This is a genomic window from Glaciecola nitratireducens FR1064, from assembly GCF_000226565.1.
Taxonomy (GTDB): Bacteria; Pseudomonadota; Gammaproteobacteria; order Enterobacterales; family Alteromonadaceae; genus Glaciecola; species Glaciecola nitratireducens.
Window position 1 is genome coordinate 1356529 of record NC_016041.1, and the last position, 14159, is coordinate 1370687.

A 14159-nucleotide genomic window follows, 5' to 3' on the forward strand; every position below is an offset into this window, starting at 1 on the left:
TCAGCTTAGAAGCGGATCAAAGAATGTGAAAAAACTTGGGTGTTTGATGCGGCAATACTACCGCGGAGCGGTTTAGTCCATCTGCCCATTCTTGTCCTTCGATGATGATTTTGAAACGTCCGCTTTCTTCAGCAATGCAGGTAATACTGAGACCGAAAAGTCCGTTATTGGCAAACCTGGACTAAATGACGATGTGTTGGTCGCAGTTGCGAAGAATTTGTGATTATTGTTCAAGGCACGACGCCTAAAGGCTTAAGCGTTTTGGCAAATAGAATAAACGAATCAGTCGCTCAATTAAAAATAGCATCTGTGCCACCATCACATTCAATAAGGGTTTCAATAGGTTTCACAATGGCTAGTTGTGATGAATCAATCAAAGCTGGGCTGGAAAGAGCAGACAAGTACCTATACATTTCGAAAAGAAACGGCAGAAACCAAGCATCTGGCGATTTATATTAATGATTGGCCAATGCAATATTGGGTTGATACCACGAGTTAAATCAGCGTTTTGACGACGAGCATTTTTGTGCCACTTTTTGCTAGATCAACTAAGTCTAAAATACGGTCGGAAGCCAGCGAATTTTAGACTTGGCCACTAAGCTAAGATCTAGGACGCTAGAGTTTCAAATATTAATACTCATGCAAACTTCTGGCAGTGCGAATCAGCAATTGACATACTTCACTGGGTTTGCAGCACCTCTTCTGAATAAGTCACTAATATCTTTATGTCGTAATTCGTTTCGTATTACTTCTTTAGCAATTTGACCATTAAAACCCCACCTTGGCTTGCCATCAACATCATTGGAAAACCAATCGTTTATTTCAAACACTTCTCTAGTTAAGCCTCTATAGGTCGATATCGCATACTTTGCATTGTTTTTCCGTTTACCCAGGACCCAAGACATTCTCGTTGCTTGGTAAATGTCATCAACGGTCATGTCTCTTCGATATCCTCGATTAATATTAATTAGCAAAACAGGTAGTTCGGTGTTCAACGGTTCAGCTTCATACAGAGCCATGATTTCATCAGACGATTTGATTCCGAAATCTGAAGAATAATGACCTGACTGCAAATTTAAAAGATTCTTCATACCAATAAAGTCAATAAGCGAAGCTTCAATTTCAAATGCGACTTCTTCTGATAAGCCATGCCTAATAATTTGATGTTTGACCGAGTAGCCTTGCGTTTTTATCTCATCAATTTTGGATATTTTGTCGGATTCTCTCGCACCGATTGTTTCACCTTTTTGATGCTGAAATACACGGTTGCCGAAACCTTTACCGACATAAAAGACAGTATTATCACGAGGATCTTGCAATAAATAGACGTAGTAACCTATTTTCTCGATAACAAGTTGAGAGAACATTAATTAATCCTTTTAGCTTTAGTGTTTTACTCTCTGCTGCAATTCACCTGGTTCGTAACTGAAATAATTACACAACTTAACAAAGATTTCTGTGTTCGTGCTGCGAACAGGTTTATTAGCTATCCGCTTTGGTGTTGTTCGTCCAGTTCAAGTCATTTCAGCCATTTTTTCTATTGGTATTTTCCGAGCTTCGGCAAACTTTATTATCCAAATTTTTGCCCTTAATTAACTCTAGTCGCATCCAATAGCAACGATAGTGCTTAATCTTCTTCGAATATCAGTATGTCTTCAATAGAACACTTAAAGTATTGGCATAGCTTATTAATGATATCTGTGTTGGTTGAACGGTAGGGATTATTCTTGATCCTTGATAAAGTATTCCGGCCAAGCCCTGTGCTTTTTGCAATCTCATCAATCGTTACTATATCTCCCTTTTTTGCGGCGTACTCAAGCATCATTTGATGAAGGTTTATCTTTATCATGTTGAATTCCTTTTTACCTGTCATTGTAACAAAGATATTTAGTGGTTACATTATGGTTGACAATGCACCACAAATGGTGCATAATGCACCTAAGTTGCTATGGCGAATATGGCAATAATTTAAACATAGAATATATAAAAATATGTGTAATCATCAATTCGTTGCGGGCACTTAAGACAACGAAGTAACGTTATTTTTGTTGTCACTAAATAAACATTGCTAAGTAAATAAAAGAGGTAAGCATGCAGTTAAAGCAAACCAATATCCAGTTAAGAGATGCGAAAAGGTATCTAACATTGAAAGGTCACTATCGTCTATTAGACGTTAAAATGTACGATCACTACCTCGCTGATTTTGAATTCATTATTACCGTTAGTGACGGTGACACAGAGCTTAAATTAAGTACCTTTAAGCCGGTGCGTCTGCCGCTCGGTGGTTTCGTATACGTGGAAGCATCTTTTAAAGATAACGGGGTAGGCGGGTACTGGGATTTGCATAACGTGAGGTTATCAAGCATTGAGGAAGCATTACATTGCTGCGGCTTTGAAGTAGATGCAGCCCAGCAACAGGGAACAAAAATCATGCCTTTGCCCAGTCAAATAAAACAAATTACGGACGTGTCATTAGTAAAAATTAAGGACATGTTCATCCAAGGTTATAGCAAGCAAAAAGAGATCGAAAGATGTTATTCATTTTATGATGCAATATTACTAAGAGAGTCTCTGAGTTGGCTATTTTCGGTCAAATTTGAGAGTGATAAACAGCGTGACTATGCTGCCGTTGGTGCGATGTTGTGGATGGGTTTTAAACACTATATTGACCCAAACTATAAGCTAACAGCAGGTGTGGATGATATGCAGGAATATCGCGACTTTCTTGAACAAGGAATTGCAACTTTGTCGAAGTTTGATGAAGATCTAGCCAACTACTTTGAACGCATTATGAATGAAAATTTGATGCTCAATTTAGACGGAAGTCTATTAAATGAATGCTCGATTACTCAGGCATTACAAATAGTCTATTTTCATGGTGTTACAGTGCCTAATTTCTATGAGGAGAAGCGCTATGGATAAACATTATCCCGCTCCTTATCGATTGATTACTGCATTGGAGTTGGCAGCAAAAGCTCATGCAGAACAGCGTCGTAAAAGTGACCATTCCCCTTACCTTAATCATCTAATTGATGTGATGTCGTTGCTAGTGAAATTCGGACATGAAGATGAAAACCTGCTCATTTCAGCACTGCTACATGATGTGATAGAAGATACGTTCGTAAACTATGAACAACTCTACTTGATGTTCGGTGAAGAGGTTGCTGATACAGTAAAAGGGTTAAGCGATAATAAGCTTTTAAGTATTCAAAAACGTAAAGAAGAACAATTAGAAAAAGCTAAAGACGGTTCTGTAAATCATAAATTAATTAAGCTTTCTGATGCGGTCAGTAATGCCTCGATGATACCTTTAAACTGGTCAGTTAAACAGGCGGAAGATTCAATTAATCACCTCAAGAAAATCGCAGATATATGCGGTGATGCATGCCCAGATATGCATCAAATGCTATTGGAAACAATCGACTCATCGATGGTTTCACTCGAAAAGAATAAGCGTGAAATTGACGACAAAATTGATGGTTATATTGAGCAGAAACTGGTGTTTTATTCCGTTCGAAATGACCGGTTTTACTTGTCTGAAAGCGATGAAAATCTTCCTTTAAATGTATCCGTAATGCACGGGAAATTCGATGGTTACATGCGTTCAATCCGCTCCGATAGGTTAAGTTTTTATGCCAAGCCGACAGTATTTGAAAACATAAATTCGACTGTAAGTGAGCTTGGGATTATTGACTTTAACCTTCCGATTGAAACACCGATTTTGTCAGGTTTAATGCAAGTGGCGCTGCGGTATCGGTAATTGAACGGTTGGATTTGAGATTGTTTTAACAAGCTTGTTAATTCAGCATCTAGCTCATATTCTGTTTTCGTTAACTCGATATTGACAACGTTTAGATTATTTATCAATATTTAGTTTTACGGGCGATTTTACAGGTTTGTATGTGTTTCTTACTTATAGCGTTACTACTGAACTAGCTAGCAGTCGCATTTTGTATCCTCCTCCCCCCGTTACCACTTAAATTATTTTTTCAGTGGTAACGCTTTCTAAAATTTCAGTGGTAACGCATAAAAAATTCAGTGGTAACGCTTTTTATTAGTTAAGTGGTAACGCATGATAAAGTTAAGTGGTAACGGATCCTTATTCATTGGCTTAACTACTATCGCAGTTTTTTCTTGGGAGATATTGTTTATATGAAGGCTTACATTGGCATAGACGTTTCATGCGCGAAAAAGAAGCGTTGCCCAATTGCAATCTGCATAAAGGAAAACGACCGATTAGTACCGCTCTTGTTAGCGCAAGCTAAATATCAACCACCGTTCGGTTCTGGTAATGCAAAGACACTTTTTGCTGAGAACAATACCGCTTATGCGGCGGGAATAAAAAGTTACATAGTTGACGTTTGCAAGCAACACAATTTGACGCCTGCCAGGATAGCAATTGATGCGCCGCTTTTACCTAAAAAAAATGACCAGAAAAGACGTATTGCAGAAAGAGAACTCGACAGGCAAAAAATCAGTTGTTATGCAACGCCCTCACAAAGTGAATTTGAGCGCATTATCGAAAGAGGTAAAACACATTTAAAAGAGGGCGGACAAGTTGTTCACTTACCTCACTCAATACAGATATTTATGTTGGCAGGTTTTGCTATTTATCAAGCGTTGAAAAATGTGGCTGAATGTATCGAGGTTTTTCCTCATGCAACTGCGAAACTATTAGGTACAGCAGGCAAGCACAAGACAAAAGATAATCAAGCACATATTCAACTACATGCTATGAGCAAATATGCTGGTTGGCCGCGCACAGAAGAAGAGTGGGGCACTGTCAAAGATATTTGTAGCGGCGATGTGCATGACAAGGTAGATGCATACTCTGCGGCTTGGATAGCAAGTTTGGATGATGAACAGCACTTAGTGCTTGGTAACCCTTCTTCAAATGACGCAATTTATTTACCTCGTCTGGAAACGTTAAATACCTTTGATATTGCTCCGCTCAATACTGGTAACACAACTCCTCTTGAGCAACAAACTGGTGAGCCCAAAAGTGAGCCCGTTAATAAAAGTGGCATGATTGCGAAAAAAGAGAGCGTTGAACACGATAAAATTTGCCCTGGTTGTGGGCAACATAACTTTAAGCGCTGGCCATGGGGTTGGGATGCCCATGCTGCGTTCAAATGCTCCGGTTTAAAAAGTGAAAATCCAGAACTCCGTAAGCAAGAGTTTAAAGCTAAGTTTCTCTAAACAACTATCAATCGATTTTATAAGTTTTGGGGCTGTATTTCAGTTCATACCATAAACGTACTCAAGGGATTGATTTGTAATTTTCCAATGCCAAACTAACCTAAGGAATTTCACAAATAAGAGAGCAGGGAATAGGCGTGAAAGATAAAGAGAAAATTGCATTGTTCATTGATGCTGACAATGCACCAGCTAGCAAAATCGAAACTATCCTTTCAGAGCTTGCGCGATATGGTGTGGTTAACATTCGAAAAGCATATGGAAATTGGAAAAGCCCGAATATCAAACCTTGGGAAGATGTGCTTCACGAATTTGCTATACAGCCTATACAACAGTTTGACTTAACTAAAGGTAAAAATGCAACAGACATAGCGCTTGTTATAGATGCAATGGATATTCTGTATACTAAAGACGTCGATTCAATATGCCTAGTGTCATCTGATTGCGATTTTACGCCGCTTGTTACTCGTGCACTAGCAGATGGTAAGTTCGTCATTGGTTTTGGTGAGCGTAAAGCACCTTCGGCATTTGTTAATAGCTGTTCGAAGTTTTTGTATCTCGATGAAGAAGCGACTGACGAAAAACCAGTTAAGAAAACAAAACCCAATATAAAAAGTGATACAAAACTGATGAATATGTTGCGCCAAGCAATAGAGGCGTCAGAAGATGATGAGGGGTGGGCAAATTTAGGTACCATAGGGCGACACATTTCTAACCATGCATCGTTTGACCCTCGTAACTATGGCTTTAAAAAATTAATTGATTTATTTTCGGCGATAGACCTTTTCGAAGTTAAGACGAAAAATGGTAGTGGCACCTATATCAGAGATAAGCGTAAGACAAAACCGTAAAATAAGCTGGATTCATTTGTTTACGAACCTTTAATACATGCTCTGCCAAAGTTGAACAAATACTTTCCTATTTCGCCAGAATGATTGCTGTCCTTTTGAGTAACAAGGTCTGCCTCTATGCACAGTTGCAACAAAAAAGAAGACCGAATAATGAATGACAATGATATCGATAGATTAAAAAAATTAGCTGAAGTTTATCTACCAGATGAGCGGCAACATTACTTCTCAACAACGTTGGAAAGAGAGCATGAAAGGCTTAGTGAAATTCAGCTTAATACAACGACTCCCAGAACAGCACTACAGTTGTTTGAAACGGCTAAAAATCTCTCACTATATTCTTGGTTCGTATACAGGTTTCATCAGGTAGCTGAGTTAACAGCATTTTCAGCGCTTGAAGTAGCTTTAAAAGAAAAATATGAAAACGAAACGTTAGGCGAGCAAAGTGAAAAGAAGCAGCCTAAATTGACTCTCTATTTTCTAATGCAACACGCTAAAGATAATGAGTGGATCAAAAATGAAGGGTTCCCAAGCCTTTATAGTCGAGCTTGGTCGTTGGCAGAAGATAAGAAAAATTCAAAGCATGCTCAGCTCCATGATTTTGACAAAGAGCCAGAAATGATATGCGAAGCGCCAAGTAAACAAGAAGTTGACGAGGCTTTGAAAGAGCTCGATCTAGTGTCTGCTGTCGCTGAGAATACAAATAAAATTCGTAACGACTTGGCTCATGGTTCAAACATCTTGCATTCAAATAGTCTTTCGACACTGGTTTTGGTTGCTGAAGTAATTAATCAACTCTATGAATAAATGAAGTTTGGCCTAATAGGTAAGGTAGGACCTTCAGTATGCATACTTTGCAAATGCACTGACCTTTAAATGCCTCGTCGTCCAATGAGATCCAATAAAGTTAAAGTGGTAAAAAGGTCTAAGAAGCTGTAAAGCGACACTTTGGAAAGTTGCTACAACCCAAAAATTCATTTCCTTTGTGAGGTCCTTTTTTAGCTACTCGCTTAACTAGCTTACAATCACATCTTGGACAAAAATTAACAGCGCTTGTTTGTATACTTGGCTTGCTTTTATCATCAATGTTCGACTGCACTTCAGCCGTCAGCGCAAGTAACTCATCACCGTTAATTAATGTAATAGGCAAGTTAGCGGAAAACGCTAAAGCTTCTTTTGTAAAGTGGCCTGAACTGACGATATAAACGGTTTTTGCTGACGACGCTTTCAACACGCCAAACATCTCTCGAACAACGGCTATACCTACTTTTGAGTTTCGCCACTGTTTGCATTGCACAATATGATGCTCACCATCTTTTGAAAGCAATAAGTCAATACCACCATCAGCACCGCAAGTCATATTCTCTTGAACTGTAAAACCTTTTCGTCTAAACACTTCACCAACAAGCACTTCAAAGTCGCTCCATGAAGTTTCACGCAACGTTTGAATGCTTGTTTGGTGTTCAACTAGCTGTTTGCGTTTGTGGTGTCTAAAAGCTGAAGTGACAGCTGGTATTAAGAACAGCAGACTAAACCAAATTGCTACATTGCGGCCTGCACCTGCAACCATGACCATTATTTGATTGTCGGTAACTAAATTCGGAAAAACGTAAGTAAGGCTAATATAGACGACAACGCCAGCGATAACACTTGCCCACCATGGAAGGTAGGAAAAGATGACTAATAGTGAAGCAGATTTTTTACTCATGATATTTCAAGACGATTATTCCAACGGATGAGCCTATGCAGATTAGTGTCATTCGCAAGAACGGAAAACATCATTTGTTATATGAATGTATATTCAAAGTGCTTATGAATCCGCTGTATATAGCACTTTGAACTTATAGGGCAATCTTTAGAACCGTGTATTCAGAGACTTTGAGATATATCTACCAATATCAAAATATCATTTGCGCGATTGAGGTCTTTATATCTTGATATATATAGCTAACGATTTTTAAGCTTTCTCGCCGCATGTTTAAAGAGAAAAGCACTAAAACAGCACCTTTGAAATAATTCAAAATGATAATCTTCTGGTTTAAGCAAGCTAGTACCTCAATATAAATTCGTGTTTTTGTTCAAATGCTTCACTCCAAAATCAAAATAAAAGTGTCGTTTTACAGTGGTTTTTGAACAAGAAGCAGAAATAGCGCGGTTGCATGCTGATTTAAGCAAAGTTTGGGCTAGGATAATTATCAGTTGCTCACCAAAAGCATTACTGGTTTTGGTGAGGCAACGATTTTAAAAAACTTTTTAATCTGGAATTTAATGAGGAAAATATATGAACGTTATTAACGACATCATAGCAGTAATCGAAGAGCATAAATACTGCAGTTCATCGGAGTTACTTGCGGAAGCTTTAGCGTCTTTTTGCAGCCCTGCTTACAACGTGAATCTGCTAGAAATATGCAAAAAGCTAGACGGCTCCAATAAGGATTTAGTGAATCGACTGATTAATGTCACGTACGGCTGGTTACCTGACTTTAAAGCTCAAGATGAAGCTTTGAGATGGTTGAAGAAAGAAAAGTTTATTAAATGAATTGTTTATTTACGTGAGTAATATTCTTTGTCACTAAGGTGCTCTTGATACTCATAAATAACACTATTAATCACAGGATCGTTATTAGTCATGTTTAACGAACCTGTGAATTTTATTTATTAGGAAAAATTCGATAATCCTTTCGGCGTGCGCAACAAATGTCTTTCGGTAGTGGATGACCTCTCACTTTAATAATCAAGAACTCTTGATAAAACTTTGTGTATTAAGCTCTGTAGAGATGTATATAAATATCATTATCCCTAGCTATTAATATAGATAGTACTATTTTGATATGTAACCATTTCAATTCTTGTTTATTCCCGAATTTTCCCATATTCTCTTACTTGTTAATCAGAGATGAAAATTATGAATGAGCAAATTCTGACCCTTAAAGAAGTCGCAGAATACTTAAAGCTTACGGAGAAAACAGCTTATAGACTAGCAGCTGATAAAAAGCTGCCAGGTTTCAAAGTAGGGGGGAGTTGGCGTTTTAGAAAAGAAGATCTTGAAAAATGGATTGAGGCACAAAAGGACATATGATGCACTTACCTGAACCGAAAAACTTACCTTACAAAACACTTTTAGCTGATATTGAAAAAGGGCTAATTAAAATACCTCAATTTCAACGCGATTACGTCTGGAGCAAAGAACGAGCTGCGGGACTAATCGATAGTATTCTGAAGGGATACCCAATTGGGACCTTCATCACTTGGAAGACGAAAGAAACACTGCGTGTTGTTAAAGACTTAGGTGGTGTTGTTTTACCTCCTGTGCCTGAAGGTGATTTCGCCGAGTACGTATTAGATGGTCAACAACGCATGACTAGCCTTTTTTGTGCGCTTAAAGGTGTACAGATTAAAAGAGGCAAAAAAACAGATGACTTTGCAGAAATCTTTGTCGACTTAAATGCTTCAGAACATGACCAAATTGTTGTTATTGATACCGCAGATCTAGAACAAGGTACCTATATATCCTTGACCAACCTAATTAATGCTGGGCTAACTGTTTTAGCTAGCTTTGATGCGAAATACCACGCTAAGTTGGAAGAGTACAAACAAACATTACAAGGCTATAACTTTTCGCTAATCGAAGTGAAAGAAGCTCCTTTAGATGTCGCAACAGAAATCTTTACTCGCATCAATGTTGGCGGTAAACCGCTTTCATTGTTTGAAATTATGGTCGCTAAGACATTTGATGCAACAGAAGAATTTGACCTTTCAGAAAAGTTTGAAGCGCTCGTTAATAGACTTCGCGAGGTAGGATACGACACCATATCTGATGCTACAGTCCTTCAAATTATTGCACTTGTAATAGGCAAAGAATGCAAACGACAGAACATACTACGTTTAGACAAAAAGCGTTTTATTGAAGAATGGCCAAAAGTAGCCAGCGCAATTGAATCAGCTGTAGATTATTTCAGAGGGTACTACCGTATTCCGGTTTCTAAGCTATTACCTTATAACTCACTACTCGCGCCTTTTGCTTATTTCTTTTATCACCACAACGATAAACCGTTAAACAATAAACAAATTTGCTTAGAGGATTTCTTTTGGCGAGTGAGCTTAGGTGGCCGCTACTCAAGCTCTGTTGAAGGTAAGTTGGCGCAAGATATAAAACGTATAGATCAAATATTGGGTGATTCTAAACCAAGCTATGATTGGGCAATAGATACATCAGCACAGTTCATCAAAGACAATGGTTGGTTCAACGCTGGTCGCAGCTATATTAAAGCAATACTTTGCATCATGGCGTATCAGCAACCTAAGTCGTTTATTGATGGCTCTATAGTGCACATCAGCAATGATTGGTTAAAACAAGCCAATAGCCGTAACTATCATCATTACTTCCCCAGGGCATTTTTACGCAAGCAAGGCTTGGGAGATGAGCATAGTAACCATATCGGTAATATTACCATCGTTGATGATTTCCTGAATAAACGAAAAATAGGGGCTCAATCTCCATTTGTATATATGAGTCAATTTGCGGATCAAAATTGCGATCTAGAAACCCATATGAAAACCCATCTAATTGAACTAAATGAATGGGGGATTTGGGAAGATAACTACGACGCTTTTTTAACTAAGCGCTGTGAAAAACTATCAGAAGAAATTAAGAAGCGTCTTGTTCTGCGTGAGCAAGACAGAAACTCCCATCAAAGTATAAACATTGAAGACATTGATGAATTAGCACTAGAAGCTGATTTATAACCACAGATTATTGAGTATTAAAATGACAGACACCACAAATAAAGAACAAAAAGTATTAGCAATTGAAGATGGAATGTTGCTCGATTATTTAACCAATAATCCAATTAAGCAGACACCAAAAGAATTGGTTCGTCAGAAAACGCTTAGGGCTTTATTTCATGAATATGGCATAAGCGCAGAAGATATGGCGCTTGATGTGCCTATTACGATTGCTGGTAAACGTAAGAAAATTGATATTGCGATATTCGAGCATGGTGCGGAACATTTACTTGAAAATATTCGTCGAATTGTTATTTGTGATAAAGCACCTAAGCAAGGTAAAAAATCTGCCGTCAAGTTGCGAGATCACGAACAAGCGCAAAAAGATCTTCAACTTATGGAAGACATGATGCGTGAGCAAGTAAGTGATAAATACGTGTTAGCCAAATGTCATTGGGGTTTATGGACTAATGGCATGGAATTTTTCTTTGTTGAAAAAGAAGAGTCCCGCTTCGATACGAAATTTAAAGCGGTAGGCGATTGGCCATTTGCAGATGAAACCATGGGTAGCCGAGATGTAGCTTCAAATGCTCAGTTAAGAACAGCAGACAGAGAAATGCTATTAACTGCATTTCGCCGTTGTCATAATTACATCCATGGTAATGAAGGGATGCCAAAAGATGCAGCGTTTTGGCAGTTTTTATATCTGATTTTTTCAAAAATGTTCGATGAACGCATAGGTAATAAACAGCGTGAATTTTGGGCGTCACCAACAGAGCAGTTTGATGATGAAGGCCGTAAAGAAATTCGAAAACGTATCGAGCCACTATTTGAAAAAGTAAAAAAACAATATCCCGAAATATTTAAAGGTAATGAAGAAATTACGCTTTCTGATCGGGCATTGTCTTTCATGGTGTCCGAATTAGCCAAATATGACTTTTCTCGCACCGAAATGGATGCCAAAGGTGCTGCATATCAAGAAGTTGTGGGTGATAACTTACGCGGTGACCGAGGACAATACTTTACACCTCGTGGTGCAATCAAATTAATTGTAGAAATGATGGCACCTCAACCACATGAAAAGGTACTTGATCCGTCTTGCGGAACCGGTGGATTCTTAGAGCAAACATTAAGCTTTATAAACCGTAAATTACATGAAGAAGAGAAAGTAAAACTGGGTGCAGAGACTACTGAAGAGTTTGTTTCAATACAACAGCGGATAAAAGAATTTGCACAAAACAATTTATTTGGTTGTGATTTTGACCCCTTTCTTTGTCGCGCATCGCAAATGAACGCAGTCATGGCGAGTAATGCTATGGCTAATATATTCCATATGAACTCGCTAGAATATCCGCATGGCCACTTAACTGGTGTAGAAACCGCCAAATCTAAAATACCTGTAGGAGACTCCAGCGGCAAGGATGGCAGTGTTGATGTCATCTTAACTAACCCTCCATTTGGTTCAGATATCCCAGTTACTGATAAGCAAATTCTTGAGCAATACGACTTAGCTTTTACATGGGAGCGAACAGAAGATGGCGGCTTTAGAAAAACAAACCGACGTAAAGATGCAGTTTCCCCTGAAATACTGTTTATCGAACGTTGTGTTCAATGGCTAAAGCAAGGTGGTCGTATGGGTATTGTGTTACCTGATGGTATTTTAGGTAATCCGGGTGATGAATATATTCGTTGGTGGTTAATGCAGGAGTGCTGGGTATTAGGCTGCGTAGATTTGCCTGTAGAGTCATTTATAGTTGAAGCTAACGTCAACATTTTAACAAGTTTGTTATTCCTCAAGAAAAAAACAGACAGTGAAAAAGATGCTATTGCACTTGATGAAGAACCGGAATATCCGGTATTTATGGCGGTTGCTGAAAAGGTAGGTTTTGATCGTCGAGGCAATACGCTTTACGAACGCCATCCTGACGGTGAAGAAAAAGTTATTGAAGAAGAAGTTGAAGAACGCATTCGTATAAACGGCCAAAATGTTGTTCGCAAATTAAAACGTCGTAGCAAAATTCTCGATGATGATTTACCAAAAATAGCAAAAGCGTATAAAGAATTTAGAACACAAAATCCGGAGCCTTCTATATGATATCGAGGATAGAAGCCTACAAATATCGGTGTTTTAATACGTTAGACCTAGCGTTAGAGCTACAGCATGTATTTGCAGGCTCGAACGGTTCCGGCAAGACTACCTTGCTTGATATACCTGCGTTATTAGGTGACCTTCTTAACGTTACAGATATTAATGATGCTTTTTTTAAACCGGTAAACGGCAGAGATAGAGCCAGAGCAGAAGAGGCCAAAGAAGTTGTTCATCAACTGCGTGGTGATTATTTTATATTAGCGATAGAAGTTAAATTGCCACCTTCTATTATTGAAGAATTACTTCGAGATGCGAGCGACGCTTGGCAGAAAAAGTTTCAAAGTGTTGAATTAAGACCAGATACCGCTAGATATGAAGTTTCTCTCAGAATCAATGAGGCTAAGTTTCAAGTTACAGAAGAACACTTATTGCTTTTCCCTGATAATGAATCACGCCCTCAACATGGTATGGGATTAGTCGGGGTCAATGAGTTCAGTCGAACTTCACCGTGGTTTAAAGTTTTTTCACGAAGCTTTGGCACTAAAGTGAAATATCAAGCAGAGTATCAAAGCGGTAAATCTTCGATGCTTGAGTTTGGTTTACGTGATAATCAATTGGCGCTTTCATCTATTCCTGCTGATTACGATCTATATCCGGCAGCGCTTTGGTTGCAAGAGTTTCTAATGCAAAGTACTCATTGTTACGAGCCTCAATGGCCAGCAATGAGGCAAGCTGCCTCACCACGTGATAAAACGTGCTTCAAGGCAGATGGGAGTAGTTTGCCTTGGCAAGTTTTTGAATTGCAAACGAAAGAGCCTGAAGGATTAAACGAGTGGCTAGAACTTGTTCAAATGGCTTTACCTTCAATTAAAACGATAACTGCGAAAAAGCGACAAGATGATGGGTTTTGCTATCTTGAAGTTACTTACAACAACGATATGAAGGTCCCTTCAAGTGGTTTATCACATGGTACGTTACATATTTTAGCATTGACAATAATTCCTTATTTGCAAACCCCTCCCAACATCATAACCCTTGAAGAGCCTGAGAATGGGATTCATCCCAAAGCTATTGATGCTGTGTTGGAAGCATTAAAGTTAACGTCAGATACTCAACTTTGGTTGTCTACACATTCGCCTGTTGTTTTAGCAAATTCAAAGCTAGAACAAATTATCACTATGAGATTCAACAATGATGGATCTACCGAAGTGCTAAAAGGTAGCGAGCACCCTCGATTAAAAGAGTGGAAGGGAGAGGTAGATTTAGGGACGTTATTCGCCGCTGGAGTGTTGGAGTAATTT

Annotated in this window: 15 protein-coding genes; 11 read left to right on the forward strand and 4 right to left on the reverse strand. The window is 38.6% G+C overall.

Features of this window, described 5'->3' with window-relative positions; genetic code table 11:
* Nucleotides 1-72 precede the first annotated feature (72 nt).
* Complete coding sequence (locus GNIT_RS18160; protein ID WP_158307650.1) at nucleotides 73-234, reverse strand: hypothetical protein; 162 nt, start codon at nucleotides 232-234, stop codon at nucleotides 73-75.
* Between GNIT_RS18160 and GNIT_RS18525 the strand changes: the two genes are divergently transcribed.
* Nucleotides 220-459, forward strand: a complete 240-nt coding sequence (locus GNIT_RS18525; RefSeq protein ID WP_041246315.1) for a GGDEF domain-containing protein — start codon at nucleotides 220-222, stop codon at nucleotides 457-459. The two genes, GNIT_RS18160 and GNIT_RS18525, sit on opposite strands and share 15 nt — an antisense overlap.
* A gap of 203 nt (nucleotides 460-662) precedes the next feature.
* Here the strand turns inward: GNIT_RS18525 and GNIT_RS05960 are convergent, their stop codons facing one another.
* Nucleotides 663-1367, reverse strand: coding sequence for an LEM-3-like GIY-YIG domain-containing protein (locus GNIT_RS05960; RefSeq protein ID WP_014108254.1), 705 nt, complete (start codon nucleotides 1365-1367; stop codon nucleotides 663-665).
* A gap of 260 nt (nucleotides 1368-1627) precedes the next feature.
* Complete coding sequence (locus GNIT_RS05965) at nucleotides 1628-1849, reverse strand: helix-turn-helix domain-containing protein (RefSeq protein WP_014108257.1); 222 nt, start codon at nucleotides 1847-1849, stop codon at nucleotides 1628-1630.
* A gap of 242 nt (nucleotides 1850-2091) precedes the next feature.
* On the opposite strand from GNIT_RS05965, the gene GNIT_RS05970 reads away from it, so the two are divergent.
* The 5 genes from GNIT_RS05970 (at nucleotide 2092) to GNIT_RS05990 (ending at nucleotide 6851) form a co-directional block, all read left to right on the forward strand.
* On the forward strand, nucleotides 2092-2922 hold the full coding sequence (locus GNIT_RS05970) for a hypothetical protein (protein ID WP_014108258.1): 831 nt from the start codon (nucleotides 2092-2094) through the stop codon (nucleotides 2920-2922).
* Nucleotides 2915-3760 (forward strand): HD domain-containing protein, encoded by an 846-nt coding sequence (locus GNIT_RS17650; RefSeq protein ID WP_014108259.1) that lies wholly within the window; start codon nucleotides 2915-2917, stop codon nucleotides 3758-3760. The genes GNIT_RS05970 and GNIT_RS17650 overlap by 8 nt, the downstream gene beginning before the upstream one ends.
* Before the next feature lie 392 nt (nucleotides 3761-4152).
* Nucleotides 4153-5199: a DUF429 domain-containing protein gene (locus tag GNIT_RS05980; RefSeq protein WP_014108260.1), complete on the forward strand. Its 1047-nt coding sequence runs from the start codon at nucleotides 4153-4155 to the stop codon at nucleotides 5197-5199.
* 137 nt (nucleotides 5200-5336) lie between these two features.
* Nucleotides 5337-6047 carry an NYN domain-containing protein gene (locus GNIT_RS05985; RefSeq protein WP_014108261.1) on the forward strand — a complete coding sequence of 237 codons (711 nt, stop codon included), beginning with the start codon at nucleotides 5337-5339 and terminating at the stop codon, nucleotides 6045-6047.
* A gap of 150 nt (nucleotides 6048-6197) precedes the next feature.
* Nucleotides 6198-6851: a hypothetical protein gene (locus tag GNIT_RS05990; protein WP_041246316.1), complete on the forward strand. Its 654-nt coding sequence runs from the start codon at nucleotides 6198-6200 to the stop codon at nucleotides 6849-6851.
* Nucleotides 6852-6969: 118 nt separating this feature from the next.
* On the opposite strand, the gene GNIT_RS05995 is transcribed toward GNIT_RS05990, so the two are convergent.
* Complete coding sequence (locus GNIT_RS05995; RefSeq protein WP_014108263.1) at nucleotides 6970-7752, reverse strand: DUF2034 domain-containing protein; 783 nt, start codon at nucleotides 7750-7752, stop codon at nucleotides 6970-6972.
* 573 nt (nucleotides 7753-8325) lie between these two features.
* Between GNIT_RS05995 and GNIT_RS06000 the strand changes: the two genes are divergently transcribed.
* From GNIT_RS06000 to mads3, 5 genes are all read left to right on the forward strand, one after another.
* Complete coding sequence (locus GNIT_RS06000) at nucleotides 8326-8583, forward strand: hypothetical protein (protein ID WP_014108265.1); 258 nt, start codon at nucleotides 8326-8328, stop codon at nucleotides 8581-8583.
* Nucleotides 8584-8949: 366 nt separating this feature from the next.
* Nucleotides 8950-9123 carry a methylation-associated defense system helix-turn-helix domain-containing protein MAD1 gene (gene mads1 / locus GNIT_RS06005; protein ID WP_014108266.1) on the forward strand — a complete coding sequence of 58 codons (174 nt, stop codon included), beginning with the start codon at nucleotides 8950-8952 and terminating at the stop codon, nucleotides 9121-9123.
* Nucleotides 9123-10790, forward strand: coding sequence for a GmrSD restriction endonuclease domain-containing protein (locus GNIT_RS06010; protein WP_014108267.1), 1668 nt, complete (start codon nucleotides 9123-9125; stop codon nucleotides 10788-10790). The genes mads1 and GNIT_RS06010 overlap by 1 nt, the downstream gene beginning before the upstream one ends.
* Nucleotides 10791-10812: 22 nt before the next feature.
* Nucleotides 10813-12864, forward strand: a complete 2052-nt coding sequence (mads2, locus tag GNIT_RS06015) for a methylation-associated defense system DNA methyltransferase MAD2 (RefSeq protein WP_014108268.1) — start codon at nucleotides 10813-10815, stop codon at nucleotides 12862-12864.
* Nucleotides 12861-14156: a methylation-associated defense system AAA family ATPase MAD3 gene (gene mads3 / locus GNIT_RS06020; protein ID WP_014108269.1), complete on the forward strand. Its 1296-nt coding sequence runs from the start codon at nucleotides 12861-12863 to the stop codon at nucleotides 14154-14156. Before mads2 ends, mads3 begins: the two co-directional genes overlap by 4 nt.
* The last annotated feature ends 3 nt before the right edge of the window (nucleotides 14157-14159 follow it).